The following is a 14,672-nucleotide window of genomic DNA, read 5'->3' as shown; positions in this document are numbered from 1 at the left end:
GGAGGGGTACGCCATGGCCCGACCCACCGCCCGTTACGTCCTGCCCGAGTTCCACGAGCGCACGAGCTCCGGGCACAAGACGATGGATCCGTACTCGAAGCTGCTGGAGGAGCGGATCGTCTTCCTCGGGACCCAGATCGACGACATCTCGGCGAACGATCTGATGGCGCAGTTCATGTACCTCGAGTACCAGGACCCGGACCGGGACATCTCGCTGTACATCAACTCCCCCGGCGGCTCGTTCAGCGCGATGTCGGCGATCTACGACACGATGCAGTACGTCAGCTGTGACGTGGAGACGACGTGCCTCGGGCAGGCCGGCTCCTCCGCGGCCGTGCTGCTGGCCGCCGGCACCCCGGGCAAGCGCTCCGTGCTGCCGGGCGCGCGCGTGGTGATCCACCAGCCGGCGCTGAGCGAGCCGGTCCAGGGACAGGCAAGCGATCTGGCCATCCAGGCCGACGAACTGGTCCGGGTGCGGGCCCGCCTGGAGGAGATGCTCGTCCGGCACACCGGGCGCAGCCCCGAGCAGGTGAGCGTGGACATCGAGCGGGACAAGATCCTGGACGCGCAGGGCGCCCTGGACTACGGACTCGCGGACGCGATCGTCCCGAGCCGCAAGTCCTCGCGCCCCACGCCGGACGCGAGGTGAGCCGTAGATGGTGCCGGACCTTCCACCGCTGCCCGCGCTCACACGCGCCGAGGGCGAGCTGATCGACCGTTATCTCGACGTGGTCGACCTGCTGGGCCGGATCAACCCGGCCCGGCGCGAGGACACCTATGGCGGACTGCGCGCGGCGCAGGCGCTGGTGAGCAGGGCGGCCGAGCTGCGCGACGCGCTCGTGCTGATGCACGGCCGGGGCGAGCGCGAACTGCACGCCGCGACGCTGGCACGCGCGCTTCGGGTTCTGGACGGCGAGCGGCGCACGTCCCGGGTCACCGTGCCGCCGGAACCCGGCAATTGACGCACCGACAGCCTTTCCGGGCGTCCCGCGGTCTGACGGGGCGTCCGGAGGGCCTTTGAAACGGACCAAACGACGTACCACCATTTGCAGGAGGCGCGGCTCCTTTTTCGCGACCCCTCAAGTTGCGCAACGCGCGTAGTACGGGAGCGGAATGAGGAGTTTCTGTGCTGGTCCGGGGGGCCCCGGGGCCCTCGACACCCCTTCGTTCGAAGAGGTGTCCACCCGAACGGGTGAGTGGTGAGTAACAACACAAACCCCCGGTTCCGTTGGGTTTTTGGGACATCCGTGCGCCAAGATCCCTGTCTGACGACAAGCCCCCGCCACAGCGGCGGGGCGGTCCGGGCGGACGCCGAGTCCTGCCGCCGCCCGGATGACCGGTCGACAGAAGTGGATCGGCAGGAGTGGAGGACCCAGGCACGACGGGTCGCCGGGACGGTCACGCCATGACCGGGCCGAGCAGCCCTTGGGGTGAAGCCGCGTCAGCGGCCGGGCAACTTCGCCAGCCCGAATCCGACAGGTCATCCTTCACAGGCGGCTGACGAAGGGTTGCGCATGACTGCGCTCAATCGTGTCCCGTCGCTGATGGTCCGGGCCGGTACGGCCTCGGCCTTCGCCATCGCCGCCGTGGGCGGCTCCGTCGTGGTCCCGGGTGTCGCAGCCGACGCCGCCGCCGCGACGCCGGCGACGAAGGCACTCAAGGTCGCGGCCTCCAAGAAGGGCTCGCCGTACAAGTACGGCGCCACGGGACCCCGCCGCTTCGACTGCTCAGGGCTCACGCTGTACTCGTTCAAGAAGGCGGGCAAGAAGCTCCCTCGTACGGCGGCTCAGCAGTACAACAAGACCCGCCACATCGGCGCGGGCAGCCGCAAGGCCGGCGACCTGGTGTTCTTCCACTCGGGTTCGAACGTCTACCACGTCGGCATCTACGCCGGGAAGGGAAAGATCTGGCACGCCCCGAAGACCGGGGACGTGGTGAGGCTGCAGAAGATCTGGACCAAGAGCGTCTGGTACGGCCGGGTCAAGTGACGCCCCCGAGGGGGTGGCGGCGACCTGACCTCCCGCCGCCCCCTCGGGTCTCCCGGCACGCGTGACACGGGCTCAGGTGGTTACCCGTGGCGTCATGGCCGACCACCGCCCGTGCACCGCCCGCAACGAGACCCCGCTGGAGCGCGCCGACCGCAACTTCGGCGAGCTGCTCCAGGAACTGCGCGTCACCCAGACCGGGGTGCAGATCCTCTTCGCCTTCCTGCTGACCCTGGCCTTCACCCAGCGCTTCCCGTCCCTCGACACCTTCCAGCGCGCCACGTACGTCACCACACTGCTCCTCGCGGTACTCGCGGCGGCCCTGTTCACCGCGCCCGCCGCCCTGCACCGCTCGCTCTTCCAACGCGGTGCCAAGGCCCGCATCGTGCAGGTCTCCTCCCGGCTCGCCACGGTCGGCATGGGGGTTCTGGTGCTCGCGTTCACCGGGTCGGTGCTGCTCGTGGTGGACGTGACGACGGGCCGGGCCGGCGGAGTGGCCGCGGGCGCGGCGACCCTGCTGGTGTGCCTGGGCCTGTGGGGGCTGCTCCCCCGGCTGGTCCGGCGGGCGGGACTCGCCGAAGAACGCAGGACAGCACAGCCGCACCCGGCGCCTCCGTCGGCGAAGCGCGAGGTGGTCAGGCCGCGAGCAGCGGCTCGGCCAGGAGCATCACCCCGAGAACCGTCAGCGCGCCTGCGGTGACCCCGGCGACGGCCCGGGCCGCCCGCGGCCTGCGCAGCCACCTCCCCAGCCGGTCCACGAGCACGGCCACCCCCGGGAACCACACCAGCGCGAGAACGACCACGATCAGCGCGAGCAGCAGCGTCCTGGGCAGCGCCCGGAACAGCGCGGGCACGGCCGTGAGCACCGCGGCAACCCCGGCGAGGGCTACGATCCGTCCCTTTATGCGGGCCGGCCTGCCGCGAGAGAGCCGTCAGCAGGTATGTCGAATCACCTGGGTCTCCCTCAAGCACCCCTTTGGGCAGGCCTCGGTCCGGCTCGCCGCCCTGGATGCCGTCGCGGAGAAACGGGCTCGATCACCCGGGCCGCCGAGCGCCTCGGCTACAGAATGCGCCCACCCTCTCCCGACGGCCGACCAAGCTTCTCGTACGTCGCCACCGCGGCGCGCGGCTCACCGGTGCGGGTGAGTTGCTGGTGGCGCGGGCCCGCCGGGTGCTGGACGAGCTGGACCGGGCCCGGCATGAACTCGCCCGGCTGACCGGCCTGTCCGGTGGCACGCTGAGGCTGGGCACCTTCCAGACGGCGGGCATTCAGCTGCTGCCGCCGGTGCTGAGCACGTTCCGCCGGGCGTACCCGGACGTGGAGCTGTCGGTCGCCTTCCACGAACCCACGGCCGGGATCACCGCGGTGGCGGCCGGCGAGATCGACCTGGCGCTGACGCACGCCTACGAACCGGGCGAGCCCCCCTCCCTGCCGGCCACCCTGAGCGCGGAGCCTCTGATGACCGAGGAGCTGGTCCTCGTCACGGCCTCCGGGCATGCCCTCGCGGGCGGCTCGACGCGGCTGCCGCTGGCGGAACTCGCCGGTGAGCCGCTGATCAGCATGGCGCCGGATCATCCGGCCCGGCGGGAGGTGGAGGCGGTGCTGGCCCGGTCCGAGGCCACGCCGTCGGTGCTGGTGGCGACCCCGGGATACGCCCTGGTGTGCGCGCTGGCCAGCGCGGGGCTCGGGGTCGGGGTGGTGCCGGAGATGGTGGCTCTGACGGCGGCCACTCCGGTGGGAACGCGACTGCTGGCGGCCGGCGCGTCGCCGTACGATCTCGGTCGTCCACCGGACCGGTGAGGCGGCACCTGCGTCGGACGCCTTCCGGGCGCTGCTGCGGGGGGGTCGGCCGCGCGCGGCCGGTGTGAGCTCTGCTACGGCTCCTGCTGCCCCGCCGCCGTGACCGGCTGCACCGGTACCGTCCACGGGAGTTCGATGGAGACGGTCTTGCCGCCTTCCCTGGTGGGCCTGACTCTCAGCTTGCCGCCGCACTCGGCGGCGAGCCAGCGGATGATCACCATCCCCCGTCCGTTGTCCTGCTGGACCGCGGCCGGGAGGCGCTTGGGGAAGCGGGGGTGGCTGTCGGTCACCCCGATGCGCAGGTGTTCGTCACGGTCCAGCTCGATGTCCACCGTGAAGGTGGGTGACTGCCCGAAGGTGTGCTGTACGGCGTTGGTGGTGAGTTCGGAGACGATGAGCCGGACGGTCTCGGCGGCGTCCGTGGTGGACGGCAGCCCCCACTCCGCCAGTGTGCTCAGGACATAGGTGCGGGCCGCGGAGACCGAAGCGGGTTCGCTCGGCAGGGTGACGGATGCTTCCAGGTGGTCTGCCATGGCGACGTCGTCCCTTTCCCACGGGACCGAAGCCCGACACGGTGCGGAGGGTTCGAGTACGGTCCCGGACTGGTGGTTCTTCGTCAGAGTGCCATTACGGAGGCTGTGACGAGTGCCGATCCACCAAGATGTGCATATATCTGTCGCTCAAAGCGGTGAACTCTGCGACGCGAGACCGTATTTGGGCGGCTCGTAAGGAGTAAGGAGTAGCCCATGCAGCACGGTCCCGCGGTGCGCCGCCGGAAACTGGGCGCCGAACTGCGCGCGCTGCGCACGAGTGCGGGGCTCACCAGCGGTGAGGCGGCCCGGCTCGTGGGCTGGCACCAGTCGAAGGTGAGCCGCATCGAGACCGGTGCCAGCGGGGTGAAACCGGCCGATGTGCGGTTACTCCTCGACGCCTACCGCGTGGGGGACGCGAATCTGCGGGAGCTGCTGCTGGTATTGGCGGGCTCCGACGAGAGCGGTGGCCGGCATCACTGGTGGCACGCGTACCGTGGTGTCCTGCCGCCGACGTACCGGGACTTCATCAGTCTGGAGTCCCAGGCGAGCGCGATGCGCACACTGGAGACCTCGGTCGTGCCCGGGCTGCTGCAGACGCCCGAGTACGCCCGAGCGGTGACCCGGGCCGCGGTGGACGGCCTCGACGACGAACGTCTCGACGCGCTGGTCGAGGTCCGGCTGGCCCGGCAGGACATCCTCCGTGCGCAGCCGCCACTGGAGTTGAGCGCCGTGCTCGACGAGGCGGTGCTGCGGCGGGAGGTCGGCGGTCCCGAGGTGATGGCCCGTCAACTGATGAGGCTCGTGGAGGCGGCGCGGCTGCCTCAAGTGCGGCTGCAGGTGCTGCCGTTCACGGCCGGGGCGCATGTGGGGATCACCGGGCCTTTCGTAATCTTCTCATTTGCGCGCACTTCTGATCTGGATGTGGTTGTTCTCGACCACTTGACGAGTAGCCTCTATCTCGAGCGGAAAGAAGACCTCCAGGCCTACACCGAGGCCTTCAACACCCTTCAGGTCCGCGCCCTTTCGCCCGAGGACTCGTTGGATTACCTCGCCGGGATGGGTGCCGGCGCGTAAGGAGGCACCATGTCTGCACTGCCTCGGAACGTCATCTCCAGTACCGAACTGCCCGAGGTGCGCTGGCTGCGCAGCAGTTACAGCACCGGAGCGAACAACTGCGTCGAGACGGCGAGGCCGTGGGCCGGGCCATGTGCCGGGCTGCTCGCCGTGCGCGACTCCAAGAATCCGGACGGACCCGCGCTGCTCTTCTCCCCCGAGAGCTGGGCGGGCTTCACAGCCGCGTTCTGACCGTCAGTCCATCAGGAGCACGGCCGTGTCACGCCGACTCATGGTCGTGTTTCGCCGATCACACGCACAGCGCGTTCGATCTGCTCCTCGGAGAGGTCCGCGCGGGCGGTCAGCCTGAGCCGTGAGATGCCGTCGGGCACGGAAGGGGGCCGGAAACAGCCCACGAAGAGCCCGGCGGCACGGCAGTCGGCCGCCCACTGAACGGCCTCCTCCGGGGAGGGCGCGCGCACCGAGACCACCGCGGCGTCCGGACGTACCGCTTCCAGACCCGCGGCGGTCAGGCGTGCGTGCAGTCCGGTCGCCACTTCGCGCGCGCGTGCGGCCCGCTCGGGCTCACGGCCGAGCAGCCGCAGGGCCGCGAGGGCGGCTCCCGCCGACGCGGGGGCCAGACCGGTGTCGAAGATGAACGTCCGCGCCGCGTTGACCAGGTGCTCGACGACCCGTGCGGGGCCCAGGACAGCACCGCCCTGGCTGCCGAGCGACTTGGACAGCGTGACCGTGACGACCACGTCGTCGGCGCCCGCGAGTCCCGCGGCGTGCGGGGCCCCGCGGCCGCCGGCGCCGAGCACACCCAGGCCATGGGCGTCGTCGACGACCAGGCCCGCTCCGTGCTCCCGGCACGCCCCGGCGAGTCCGGCCAGGGGCGCCGCGTCGCCGTCGACCGAGAAGACCGTGTCGGACACGGCGACGGCGGGCCCGTCGTGCGTACCGAGCGCCTTGCGCACCGCGTCCGGGTCGGCGTGCGCGACGACCTGGGTCGTACCGCGGGCCAGCCGGCAGCCGTCGATGAGTGAGGCGTGGTTGCCCGCGTCGGAGACGATCAGCGAGCCGTGCGGCGCGAGCGCGGTGACGGCGGCCAGGTTCGCCGCGTATCCGGAGGAGAAGACGAGCGCCGCCTCGAAGCCGCAGAAGTCGGCCAGCTCGCGTTCGAGTTCGCCGTGCAGCTCGGTGGTGCCGGTGACGAGCCGGGACCCGGTCGCACCGCCGCCCCAGGTCCGCGCGGCCGCCGCGGCGCCTTCCACGACCTCGGGATGGCGGGCCAGGCCCAGGTAGTCGTTGCTCGCGAGGTCGAGCAGCGGCGAGTCGGCCGGACGCGGCCGCAGGGTCCGTACGAGTCCGGCCCGCCGGCGCGCCGCCGCCTGCTCGTCGATCCAGCCGAACGCCATGGGTCCTCCGGTGCTTTTGTAGACAACGGACAGACCCTAGCGGCAGCAAACGCTACCCACGGTGTGGCAATACCCACACGTCACAACGGGTGTGTTGTGCGATCCCTACCTTGGCCCGAGGCGGGTCCGTAGGACAGGATCGGCTCCCATGGACCTGTTGAACACGCTGGTGGACAAGGGGCTTCGGCGCGAGCTGCCGACCCGCGAGGAGGCGCTGGCCGTACTGGCCACGTCCGACGACGAGCTGCTCGATGTGGTGGCCGCGGCCGGGAAGGTGCGCCGGCACTGGTTCGGACGCCGGGTGAAACTCAACTATCTCGTCAACCTGAAGTCCGGCCTGTGCCCCGAGGACTGCTCGTACTGCTCCCAGCGGCTCGGCTCCTCGACCGGCATCCTGAAGTACACCTGGCTCAAGCCGGACGAGGCCTCCAAGGCCGCGGCGGCCGGCCTCGCGGGCGGCGCCAAGCGGGTCTGTCTGGTGGCCTCCGGGCGCGGTCCGACCGACCGCGACGTGGACCGGGTCGCGGGCACCATCAAGGCCATCAAGGACCAGAACGAGGGCGTCGAGGTGTGCGCCTGTCTCGGTCTGCTCTCCGACGGCCAGGCCGAGCGGCTGCGCGAGGCCGGCGCGGACGCCTACAACCACAACCTCAACACGTCCGAGTCGACCTACGGCGACATCACGACCACGCACACCTACGCCGACCGGGTCGACACCGTGACCAAGGCGCACGCGGCCGGTCTGTCCGCCTGCTCTGGCCTGATCGCCGGCATGGGCGAGAGCGACGAGGACCTGGTCGACGTCGTCTACTCGCTGCGCGAGCTGGACCCCGACTCCGTTCCGGTCAACTTCCTGATCCCCGTCGAGGGCACCCCGCTGGCCAAGGAGTGGAACCTCACCCCGCAGCGCTGCCTGCGCATCCTCGCGATGGTGCGCTTCGTCTGCCCGGACGTCGAGGTACGCATCGCGGGCGGCCGCGAGGTCCATCTGCGCACCATGCAGCCCCTCGCCCTCAACCTCGCCAACTCGATCTTCCTCGGCGACTACCTCACCACCGAGGGCCAGGCCGGCCAGGCCGACCTGGAGATGATCGCGGACGCCGGGTTCGAGGTGGAGGGCGCGGGCGAGGTGACGCTGCCGGAGCACCGGGCGGCGGGCGGCTGCGGGTCCCATGAGGCCGCGGGCTGCGGCTCTCACGAGGGCGCGGGGTGCGGATCGCACGAGAGCCACGAGAGCGGAGGCGTCTGCGGTACGGCGGTCCCGGCCACCGCCGCCAACGAGGCGCGGACCGATCTGGTCGCCGTACGCCGCCGGGGCGCCGGAACGGATCTCGCGCCCAATGCCTGATCTGCCCGGCCTGCCGGTGACGGAGCTGCTGGCGCTCGACCGGCGGCACGTGTGGCATCCGTACGGTCCGATGCCCGGCCGGGTCGACCCGCTCGTCGTGGAGTCGGCGAGCGGGGTGCGGCTGAAGCTCGCCGAGGGCCCGGAGCTGGTCGACGGAATGTCCTCCTGGTGGTCGGCCGTCCACGGCTACAACCACCCGGTGCTGAACGAGGCGGCGCGGGAGCAGCTCGGGCGGATGAGCCATGTGATGTTCGGCGGGCTCACCCACGAGCCCGCCGTCCGGCTCGCGAAGCTCCTTGTCGACATGTCTCCCGACGGCCTCGAGCATGTCTTCCTCGCCGACTCGGGGTCGGTGTCGGTCGAGGTCGCGGTGAAGATGTGTCTGCAGTACTGGCGCTCACTGGGCCGCACGCGCAAGCAGCGCCTGCTGACCTGGCGCGGCGGCTACCACGGTGACACCTGGCAGCCCATGTCGGTGTGCGACCCCGAGGGCGGGATGCACGAGCTGTGGTCCGGGGTCCTGCCCCGCCAGGTGTTCGTGGACGCCCCTCCCGCCGAGTACGAGGAGTCGTACGCCGACGAGCTGCGCGCGGCGATCGGGCGGCACGCCGACGAGCTGGCCGCGGTCGTCGTGGAGCCGGTGGTGCAGGGTGCGGGCGGGATGCGGTTCCACTCCCCCGCGTATCTGCGGGTGCTGCGCGAGGCGTGCGACGCGCACGACGTGCTCCTGGTGTTCGACGAGATCGCGACCGGATTCGGGCGCACGGGCGCCCTGTTCGCCGCGGAGCACGCCGCGGTCACGCCGGACGTGATGTGTGTCGGCAAGGCGCTGACCGGCGGCTATATGACGATGGCGGCGACCCTGTGCACGCCTCGCGTGGCCGATGGCATCTCGCGGGGCGAGGTGCCGGTACTGGCCCACGGCCCCACCTTCATGGGCAACCCGCTCGCGGCGTCGGTGGCCTGCGCCTCGATCGGGCTGCTGCTCGGGCAGGACTGGCTCGCGGAGGTCAAGCGGATCGAGGCGGGGCTGCGGGAAGGGCTGGAGCCGGCTCGTGAGCTGCCGGGCGTGCGGGACGTACGGGTCCTGGGCGCCATCGGGGTCGTCCAGCTGGACCACGAGGTCGACATGAAGGCGGCGACGGAGGCCGCCGTACGCGAGGGCGTGTGGCTGCGGCCGTTCCGCGACCTCGTCTACACGATGCCGCCGTACGTCACGGGAGACGAGGACGTGGCACGGATCGCGCGTGCGGTGTGCGCCGCCGCTCGGGAGGGATGACATGCCGGTACTGGTGATCACGGGGACGGGCACGGAGGTCGGCAAGACCGTCGCCACCGCCGCTGTCGCCGCCGCGGCGCTCGCCGCCGGACGGACGGTCGCCGTCCTGAAGGCCGCGCAGACCGGCGTACGGCCGGACGAGCCCGGGGACGCCGACGAGGTGGGGCGGCTCGCGGGTGCCGTGACAAAGGCCGAAGTCGCCCGCTATCCCGAGCCGTTGGCCCCGGCCACGGCCGCTCGGCGGGCGGGTCTGAAACCGGTGCGCCCTCATGAGATCGCCGAGGCCGCCGCCAAGCTGGCCACCGAGCACGACCTGGTGCTCGTGGAGGGGGCCGGCGGACTGCTCGTCCGCTTCGACCATGAGGGCGGGACACTGGCCCACGCGGCGGAGCTGCTGCGGGCGCCGGTCCTGGTCGTGGCGTCGGCGGGCCTGGGCACGCTGAACACCACGGAACTGACGGCCCGTGAACTGCGCCGCCGGAAGCTGGACCTGGCGGGCGTGGTGATCGGCAGCTGGCCCGACTCCCCCGATCTCGCCTCCCGTTGCAACCTCGCGGACCTGCCGGACGTCTCCGGGGCTCCGCTGCTCGGCGCCCTGCCGGCCGACGCCGGCCGGCTGGCCCCGGCCGACTTCCGTGCCGCGGCGCCGGGTTGGCTGGCACCGCGACTGGACGGGACGTGGGACGCGGAGGCGTTCGGGGTGCGCGAGGCTCCCCCCGGAGGCCTCTAGGAGGCCTTTAGGAGGCCTCGCTCTCCGCGAGGAGCCGTACCAGATCGATACGGGAGCGGATGCCCAACCGGGTGAAGACGCCCCGCAGATGGTGGTCGATCGTGCGCGGGCTGAGGGCCAGGCGGGCGGCGATCTCGCGGTTGGTGGCACCCTCGGCGACCATGCGGGCGACCAGCAACTGCTGGGCCGTGAGGCGTGCGGTGGGATTCACGGCGTGCGTCGGGGCGGCGGGTGCGCCCAGGGCGCGGAGTTCGGCGCGGGCCCGGGCCGCGCAGTGCGGGGCGCCGAAGTGTTCGAAGGCTGCCAGGGCGCTGTGCAGGCGGTCGCGTGCCTCCGTGCGGCGGCGCAGCCTGCGCAGGGCGCTGCCGAACAGCAGCTCGGTGCGGGCGCGTTCGAAGTCGCGGGTGCCGCGCGCGTGCAGGTCGAGGGCGGTGCGGTAGTGCTCGACCGCCTCCTCGCCGGGGGCCAGCAGGGCACGGCAGCGGGCGCTCAGGGCGAGGTCGTCGGGGCTGTGCACGGCCGTCGCCCAGCGGTGGTAGTCGGCATGGGCGCCGCGGGCGATCCTGGTGTCGTCGGTACGGACGGCGGCCTCGACGTAGTGCGGGGTGGCCAGGTGCCGGATGGCCCGGTGGCCGTGGCCGGGGCCGAATCCGGCGAGTGCACGCAGCCGGGCCGCCGCTCCCGCGAAGCGGCCGTCGGTGAGGTCGAGGAAGGCGAGTGCCCACTGGGCGAGGGCGGCGGGCAGGCCGAGGCCCCGGGCGAGGGCGTACGACCGTGCGGCTGCGGCGCGCTCGCGGCAGACGTCGGCGTCTCCCGTGATCGCCGCGAACATGGCGAGGGCGGCCTGGAGATGACAGGCGCCGTTGTCCTGCCCGGTGGCGTACGCCTGGTGCAGGGCCTCCGTCGCCGCGGCCTGTCCGGCTTGTGGACGGCCGGTCCAGAAGTCGGCGTAGGCGCGGAACTCCGTGGCCTGTGCCATGACGGCGGTCGCGCCCCGGGCGCGGGCGGAGTTGGCGGCGCGGAGGGTCGCGGTGGCGGCGCGGGTGTGGTCGCCGAGCATCAGGGCGGCGATGCCGGCGTGGACGAGGAAGGTGGGGTCGCCGCCGGGGCCGCAGCGCCCGGCCGCCGCCCGGAGGAGGTCGCGGGCATCCTCGTACCGCCCCTCGAAGGCGGCCGCGAGTCCGCCGAGCGTGCCGGGCGGCTCGATCCCCAGCCGCCCCGCCACCCTCGCGGCCTCCCGGCAGCGGCGCAGGTCGCCGGTGTAGATGGCGGCCTCGGTGACGCGGGCGAGGAGGTGGGGGGCGGTATCGGCCGGCTCACGTCCATCTGAAGAACCGTTCCCTCTCACCGGGTGGGTCGGTCTCGCCCGGTGCGTCACCGCCGTCAGCAACGCGTCGAACGCCTCCGTCGCGTTCCCCGCCCGCAGCGCGATCACCCCGCCGAGGGCGTCGTCGGCCGTGCCGCTCGCCGCGAGGCGGCGGGCCCGGTCGCCGTCACCGGCGTTCCAGGCGTCCACGGCGGCGCGCGTGAGGAGGCGGGAACGGTCCGAAGGGTCCGGGCTGAGGGCGGCAGAGCGCTCCAGCAGGGCCCACGCCAGGGCGAGTTGGCCGGTGCGACGGGCCTTCTCCGCGGATCCGCGCAGTTCCGCCGCGAGCCGTCCGCTCGGGCCGAGCGCGCCCGCGCCCCGGTGCCAGGACCGGCGAGCGGTCTCGCCGTCGCCGTGCAGCACACGGGCCAGCAGCCGGTGGACGTCACGGCGGTCGGCCGGGGAGCCGGACTCGTACGCGGCGATCCTCGTCCAGGCGTCCCGGAAGACGACCCCGCCCGGCCCCGAGTGCGCCACACCGACCGCTTCCGCGGTCTCCAGCGGGCGGGTGTCGAGGCGGGCGGCGGTGACGGCACGGAGGAAGGCGTGGGTGGCCACCGGGTACTGGTCGGCCGCCGCGAGGAGCAGCAGGAGCCGGGTGTCGTCGGGCAGGGCCCGGATCTGCGCGCGGAGCACGCGCAGCAGAGCCGGGGCGAGGTCGGCGGGTTCGGTCGGGAGCGGGTCCAGGCCGGCCGACTGACGGTCGGTCAGCAGCGTCACGAGTTCGGCGGCGGCGCGCGGATCGCCGTGAACGGAATGCAGCAGCCGTACCCTGACGCCCTCGGGAAGCGCCGAGATCACGTGCTGCGGTGGCGAAGTGCGGGTCTGATGCGGGGGGTTCACCGGAGTCACCACGCCATTCACGTTACTGGCGAGTTAATTGACCCGTAAAGACCGGCGATTTCGCCGATGCGGCGCGCGTAGACCCGCCCGACACTCCTGACAACCCCACCCGTTTCAGGAGGCATCATGCAGCGCTTCGGGCGTCGCATCGCCGCGGCCGCCACGGCCGTGGTCACTTCTCTCCTTCTGGCACTCTCCTTCGCCGCGGTCCCCGCACACGCGGCGACCCACAACCCCGTCGTCTTCGTGCACGGTCTCAGCAGCGACGCGAGCAGCTGGGACGACTGGATCGCCGACTTCGAGGCCGACGGCTACCGCGCCTCCGAGCTGGACGCCTGGTCGTACAGCTGGTCGCAGTCGAACGTGACCACCGCCCAGCAGCTGGCCACCGAGGTCAAGAGAGTGCTCGCCGCCACCGGCGCCTCGAAGGTCGACCTGGTCACCCACTCGATGGGCGCGCTCAGCGCCCGCTACTACCTGAAGAACCTCGGCGGTACGGCGTACGTGGACGACTTCGTCTCGGCCGCCGGCGTCAACCACGGGACCACGACGGCCTCTTGGTGCTCCTGGCTCTACACCTCGTGCGCCGAGATGTACACCGGCAGCTCCTTCCTCACCGCCCTCAACTCCGGTGACGAGACGCCGGGCAGCGTCGCGTACGCCAGTTACTGGTCCAACTGCGACGACGCGCTCACCCCGGACACCACGGCGATCCTGAGCGGCGCCACCAACGTCGAGGTCGGCTGCGTCTCGCACACCGACATGAACAACGACCACGGCGTCTACGAGCAGGTGCGCGACTTCGTGCAGTGAGCCTCCGCAGGGGTGCGACGGGGTTCCGCGGGGGACAATTGCGGTGAGGTCAGTCCTGTCCGGTGAGGGAGGCTGCCATGGCGCCGCGGTCCGCCGGTTCCGGCAAGGTGTCCCGGGACCCCGTCCACCATCCGCTGTTCGCCCGGTACTACGCCCGGGTCAGTGTCACCGCCGAGAGCAGGTGGGGCATGGCCGGGGTGCGTGAACGCCTGCTCAGCGGGCTGTCCGGGCGGGTGATCGAGATCGGCGCGGGCAACGGCCTGAACTTCTCGCACTATCCCGGCACGGTCTCCGAGGTCGTGGCGATCGAGCCGGAGCGCCGGCTCAGGCAGCTGGCGGTGGAGGCCGCCCTGCGCTGCGAGGTGCCGGTCGACGTGGTGCCCGGCGCCGCGGAGGCGCTGCCCGTCAAGAGCGAGGCCTTCGACGCGGTGGTGATCTCTCTGGTGCTGTGCAGTGTGCGCGATGTGCCGCGCGCGCTCGGCGAGGTGCGCCGGGTACTGCGGCCGGGCGGCACCGTACGGTTCTTCGAGCACGGCAGGGGTGGCGGCCCGGCGATGCGCTTCACCCAGCGCGCCCTGGACCGCACGGTGTGGCCCCCGCTGAACGGCGGCTGTCATCTGGCCCGCGACCCGGTCGCCGCGCTGCGGGACGCCGGGTTCGAACTCGGCCCCTACCGACGGGTGCTGATGCCGGAGAAGGGGCCCACGTTGCCCACGTCCTTCTGCGCGCTCGGCACCGCCTGGCGGCCACCGTCGGCGGAGCGCTGATCACAGGGTCCGCCTGATCACAGCGTCCACCTCTGCAACTCGCGCGCGATGTCGTGCAACGAGGCGTCGCCCTTCTTGGCCACCTTGGCGAGGTCACGGACGAGCTCGGGCGAGGTGACGACCCTGAGTCCGCTCGCGACGAGATAGGCGTAGCCGACCGCGCACGCGAAGAGCGCGTTGGTGCGCTCCAAGGCCGGGACGTGGATGAGGAGTTGCAGCAGTGCGGCGGCGCGCAGGTGCGGGCTGTCGTATACGGGGATGTCGAATATCTCGGCCTGGTGCCGTGCCACGGCGGCGACCAGGGCGCCCCAGTCGATGACCTGGGGATCGCCCGGGGTCTTCTGCTCGGCGAGCATCAGAAGCCAGGCGAGATCGATGTGCAGATCGCTCAACGAGTCTCGTGATCCTTGCCGAACTCCTCCGCGAAGACGGATTCGTACTGCTTCATGAAGTCGGCCGCGGCCTCCACGAAGGCCTGGCCCGCCTCACCGGTGTCCTTCATGACCAGCTCCTCGATGTAGCGGTTGACGCTCACGCCACGGGCGAGGGCACGTTCACGGGCGGCGCGGGCGGTGCCCTCGTCCACCCGCACGTTCAACTGAGTCTTCGCCATGCTTCGAAGCTAGCGCCGAACCGCTAGCACCCGCAAGAGGGTCCACCCCGGGGTGGAATGTGTCCCTTACATCGGTATCGGGGGCCCGACCTGGGGTGGAGACCGTCTCGATCGCACGGGGGA

The 14,672-nt window shown here is 71.9% G+C and carries 16 protein-coding genes, 2 pseudogenes and 1 riboswitch; of the genes and pseudogenes, 12 read left to right on the top strand and 6 right to left on the bottom strand.

Features of this window, described 5'->3' with window-relative positions; genetic code table 11:
- Positions 1 to 13: 13 nt before the first annotated feature.
- The 4 genes from M2157_RS40405 (at position 14) to M2157_RS40390 (ending at position 2,685) form a co-directional block, all read left to right on the top strand.
- On the top strand, positions 14 to 649 hold the full coding sequence (locus M2157_RS40405; protein WP_280856185.1) for an ATP-dependent Clp protease proteolytic subunit: 636 nt from the start codon (positions 14 to 16) through the stop codon (positions 647 to 649).
- Positions 650 to 656: 7 nt separating this feature from the next.
- Positions 657 to 962, top strand: a complete 306-nt coding sequence (locus M2157_RS40400; RefSeq protein WP_059207616.1) for a hypothetical protein — start codon at positions 657 to 659, stop codon at positions 960 to 962.
- Positions 963 to 1,299: 337 nt separating this feature from the next.
- Positions 1,300 to 1,511, top strand: a riboswitch (cyclic di-AMP (ydaO/yuaA leader).
- 3 nt (positions 1,512 to 1,514) lie between these two features.
- The gene (locus M2157_RS40395) at positions 1,515 to 1,988 is read left to right on the top strand and encodes a C40 family peptidase (protein ID WP_037710218.1); all 474 of its coding nucleotides are present in this window, start codon (positions 1,515 to 1,517) and stop codon (positions 1,986 to 1,988) included.
- Between the two features lie 94 nt (positions 1,989 to 2,082).
- Entirely contained in the window at positions 2,083 to 2,685 is a 603-nt protein-coding gene (locus M2157_RS40390) for a DUF6328 family protein (RefSeq protein ID WP_280856187.1), read from the top strand.
- Here M2157_RS40390 and M2157_RS40385 read toward each other — a convergent pair.
- Positions 2,621 to 2,818: pseudogene (locus M2157_RS40385) on the bottom strand (LysE family transporter); the annotation flags it as partial. The gene M2157_RS40390 and the pseudogene M2157_RS40385 sit on opposite strands and share 65 nt — an antisense overlap.
- Positions 2,819 to 2,933: 115 nt before the next feature.
- Between M2157_RS40385 and M2157_RS40380 the strand changes: the two are divergent.
- Positions 2,934 to 3,889: pseudogene (locus tag M2157_RS40380) on the top strand (LysR family transcriptional regulator).
- On the opposite strand, the gene M2157_RS40375 reads toward M2157_RS40380, so the two are convergent.
- Positions 3,861 to 4,319 (bottom strand): ATP-binding protein, encoded by a 459-nt coding sequence (locus tag M2157_RS40375; RefSeq protein WP_266524626.1) that lies wholly within the window; start codon positions 4,317 to 4,319, stop codon positions 3,861 to 3,863. The pseudogene M2157_RS40380 and the gene M2157_RS40375 sit on opposite strands and share 29 nt — an antisense overlap.
- Positions 4,320 to 4,532: 213 nt before the next feature.
- On the opposite strand from M2157_RS40375, the gene M2157_RS40370 reads away from it, so the two are divergent.
- The gene (locus M2157_RS40370) at positions 4,533 to 5,393 is read left to right on the top strand and encodes a helix-turn-helix transcriptional regulator (protein ID WP_280856188.1); all 861 of its coding nucleotides are present in this window, start codon (positions 4,533 to 4,535) and stop codon (positions 5,391 to 5,393) included.
- A 9-nt stretch (positions 5,394 to 5,402) separates the two neighbouring features.
- The gene (locus tag M2157_RS40365; protein WP_280856189.1) at positions 5,403 to 5,624 is read left to right on the top strand and encodes a DUF397 domain-containing protein; all 222 of its coding nucleotides are present in this window, start codon (positions 5,403 to 5,405) and stop codon (positions 5,622 to 5,624) included.
- A 38-nt stretch (positions 5,625 to 5,662) separates the two neighbouring features.
- Here the strand turns inward: M2157_RS40365 and M2157_RS40360 are convergent, their stop codons facing one another.
- Entirely contained in the window at positions 5,663 to 6,790 is a 1,128-nt protein-coding gene (locus M2157_RS40360; RefSeq protein ID WP_280867623.1) for an 8-amino-7-oxononanoate synthase, read from the bottom strand.
- 148 nt (positions 6,791 to 6,938) lie between these two features.
- Between M2157_RS40360 and bioB the strand changes: the two genes are divergently transcribed.
- Genes bioB through bioD form a run of 3 tightly spaced genes read left to right on the top strand, consistent with a single transcriptional unit; the run spans position 6,939 to position 10,147 of the window.
- Entirely contained in the window at positions 6,939 to 8,138 is a 1,200-nt protein-coding gene (gene bioB / locus M2157_RS40355) for a biotin synthase BioB (protein WP_280867622.1), read from the top strand.
- Entirely contained in the window at positions 8,131 to 9,417 is a 1,287-nt protein-coding gene (locus M2157_RS40350) for an adenosylmethionine--8-amino-7-oxononanoate transaminase (RefSeq protein ID WP_280867621.1), read from the top strand. The genes bioB and M2157_RS40350 overlap by 8 nt, the downstream gene beginning before the upstream one ends.
- Position 9,418: 1 nt before the next feature.
- Positions 9,419 to 10,147, top strand: a complete 729-nt coding sequence (gene bioD / locus M2157_RS40345) for a dethiobiotin synthase (protein ID WP_280867620.1) — start codon at positions 9,419 to 9,421, stop codon at positions 10,145 to 10,147.
- A gap of 7 nt (positions 10,148 to 10,154) precedes the next feature.
- Here the strand turns inward: bioD and M2157_RS40340 are convergent, their stop codons facing one another.
- The gene (locus M2157_RS40340; RefSeq protein ID WP_280867619.1) at positions 10,155 to 12,368 is read right to left on the bottom strand and encodes a helix-turn-helix transcriptional regulator; all 2,214 of its coding nucleotides are present in this window, start codon (positions 12,366 to 12,368) and stop codon (positions 10,155 to 10,157) included.
- A 114-nt stretch (positions 12,369 to 12,482) separates the two neighbouring features.
- On the opposite strand from M2157_RS40340, the gene M2157_RS40335 reads away from it, so the two are divergent.
- A complete protein-coding gene (locus M2157_RS40335; RefSeq protein ID WP_280867618.1) occupies positions 12,483 to 13,169 on the top strand; it encodes a triacylglycerol lipase in 687 nt (228 codons plus the stop codon).
- 77 nt (positions 13,170 to 13,246) lie between these two features.
- On the top strand, positions 13,247 to 13,936 hold the full coding sequence (locus tag M2157_RS40330) for a class I SAM-dependent methyltransferase (protein ID WP_280867617.1): 690 nt from the start codon (positions 13,247 to 13,249) through the stop codon (positions 13,934 to 13,936).
- A gap of 17 nt (positions 13,937 to 13,953) precedes the next feature.
- Here M2157_RS40330 and M2157_RS40325 read toward each other — a convergent pair whose 3' ends face one another.
- Both M2157_RS40325 and M2157_RS40320 read right to left on the bottom strand, forming a co-directional pair.
- The gene (locus M2157_RS40325; protein ID WP_057610595.1) at positions 13,954 to 14,328 is read right to left on the bottom strand and encodes a hypothetical protein; all 375 of its coding nucleotides are present in this window, start codon (positions 14,326 to 14,328) and stop codon (positions 13,954 to 13,956) included.
- Positions 14,325 to 14,549, bottom strand: a complete 225-nt coding sequence (locus tag M2157_RS40320) for a hypothetical protein (protein WP_007380443.1) — start codon at positions 14,547 to 14,549, stop codon at positions 14,325 to 14,327. Before M2157_RS40320 ends, M2157_RS40325 begins: the two co-directional genes overlap by 4 nt.
- Positions 14,550 to 14,672: the final 123 nt, after the last annotated feature.

This window comes from Streptomyces sp. SAI-127, assembly GCF_029894425.1.
Classification (GTDB): Bacteria; Actinomycetota; Actinomycetes; order Streptomycetales; family Streptomycetaceae; genus Streptomyces.
The sequence above is the reverse complement of the archived record's forward strand: the minus strand, read 5'-3'. Positions and strand labels throughout refer to the sequence as shown.

Coding starts and splice junctions, on each gene's coding strand:
- M2157_RS40405 (WP_280856185.1), top strand. CDS start 14: ATGGCCCGACCCACCGCCCGTTACGTCCTGCCCGAGTTCCACGAGCGC.
- bioB (WP_280867622.1), top strand. CDS start 6,939: ATGGACCTGTTGAACACGCTGGTGGACAAGGGGCTTCGGCGCGAGCTG.
- M2157_RS40370 (WP_280856188.1), top strand. CDS start 4,533: ATGCAGCACGGTCCCGCGGTGCGCCGCCGGAAACTGGGCGCCGAACTG.
- M2157_RS40395 (WP_037710218.1), top strand. CDS start 1,515: ATGACTGCGCTCAATCGTGTCCCGTCGCTGATGGTCCGGGCCGGTACG.
- M2157_RS40320 (WP_007380443.1), bottom strand. CDS start 14,549: ATGGCGAAGACTCAGTTGAACGTGCGGGTGGACGAGGGCACCGCCCGC.
- bioD (WP_280867620.1), top strand. CDS start 9,419: ATGCCGGTACTGGTGATCACGGGGACGGGCACGGAGGTCGGCAAGACC.
- M2157_RS40330 (WP_280867617.1), top strand. CDS start 13,247: ATGGCGCCGCGGTCCGCCGGTTCCGGCAAGGTGTCCCGGGACCCCGTC.
- M2157_RS40400 (WP_059207616.1), top strand. CDS start 657: ATGGTGCCGGACCTTCCACCGCTGCCCGCGCTCACACGCGCCGAGGGC.
- M2157_RS40365 (WP_280856189.1), top strand. CDS start 5,403: ATGTCTGCACTGCCTCGGAACGTCATCTCCAGTACCGAACTGCCCGAG.
- M2157_RS40350 (WP_280867621.1), top strand. CDS start 8,131: ATGCCTGATCTGCCCGGCCTGCCGGTGACGGAGCTGCTGGCGCTCGAC.
- M2157_RS40360 (WP_280867623.1), bottom strand. CDS start 6,790: ATGGCGTTCGGCTGGATCGACGAGCAGGCGGCGGCGCGCCGGCGGGCC.
- M2157_RS40335 (WP_280867618.1), top strand. CDS start 12,483: ATGCAGCGCTTCGGGCGTCGCATCGCCGCGGCCGCCACGGCCGTGGTC.
- M2157_RS40390 (WP_280856187.1), top strand. CDS start 2,083: ATGGCCGACCACCGCCCGTGCACCGCCCGCAACGAGACCCCGCTGGAG.
- M2157_RS40375 (WP_266524626.1), bottom strand. CDS start 4,319: ATGGCAGACCACCTGGAAGCATCCGTCACCCTGCCGAGCGAACCCGCT.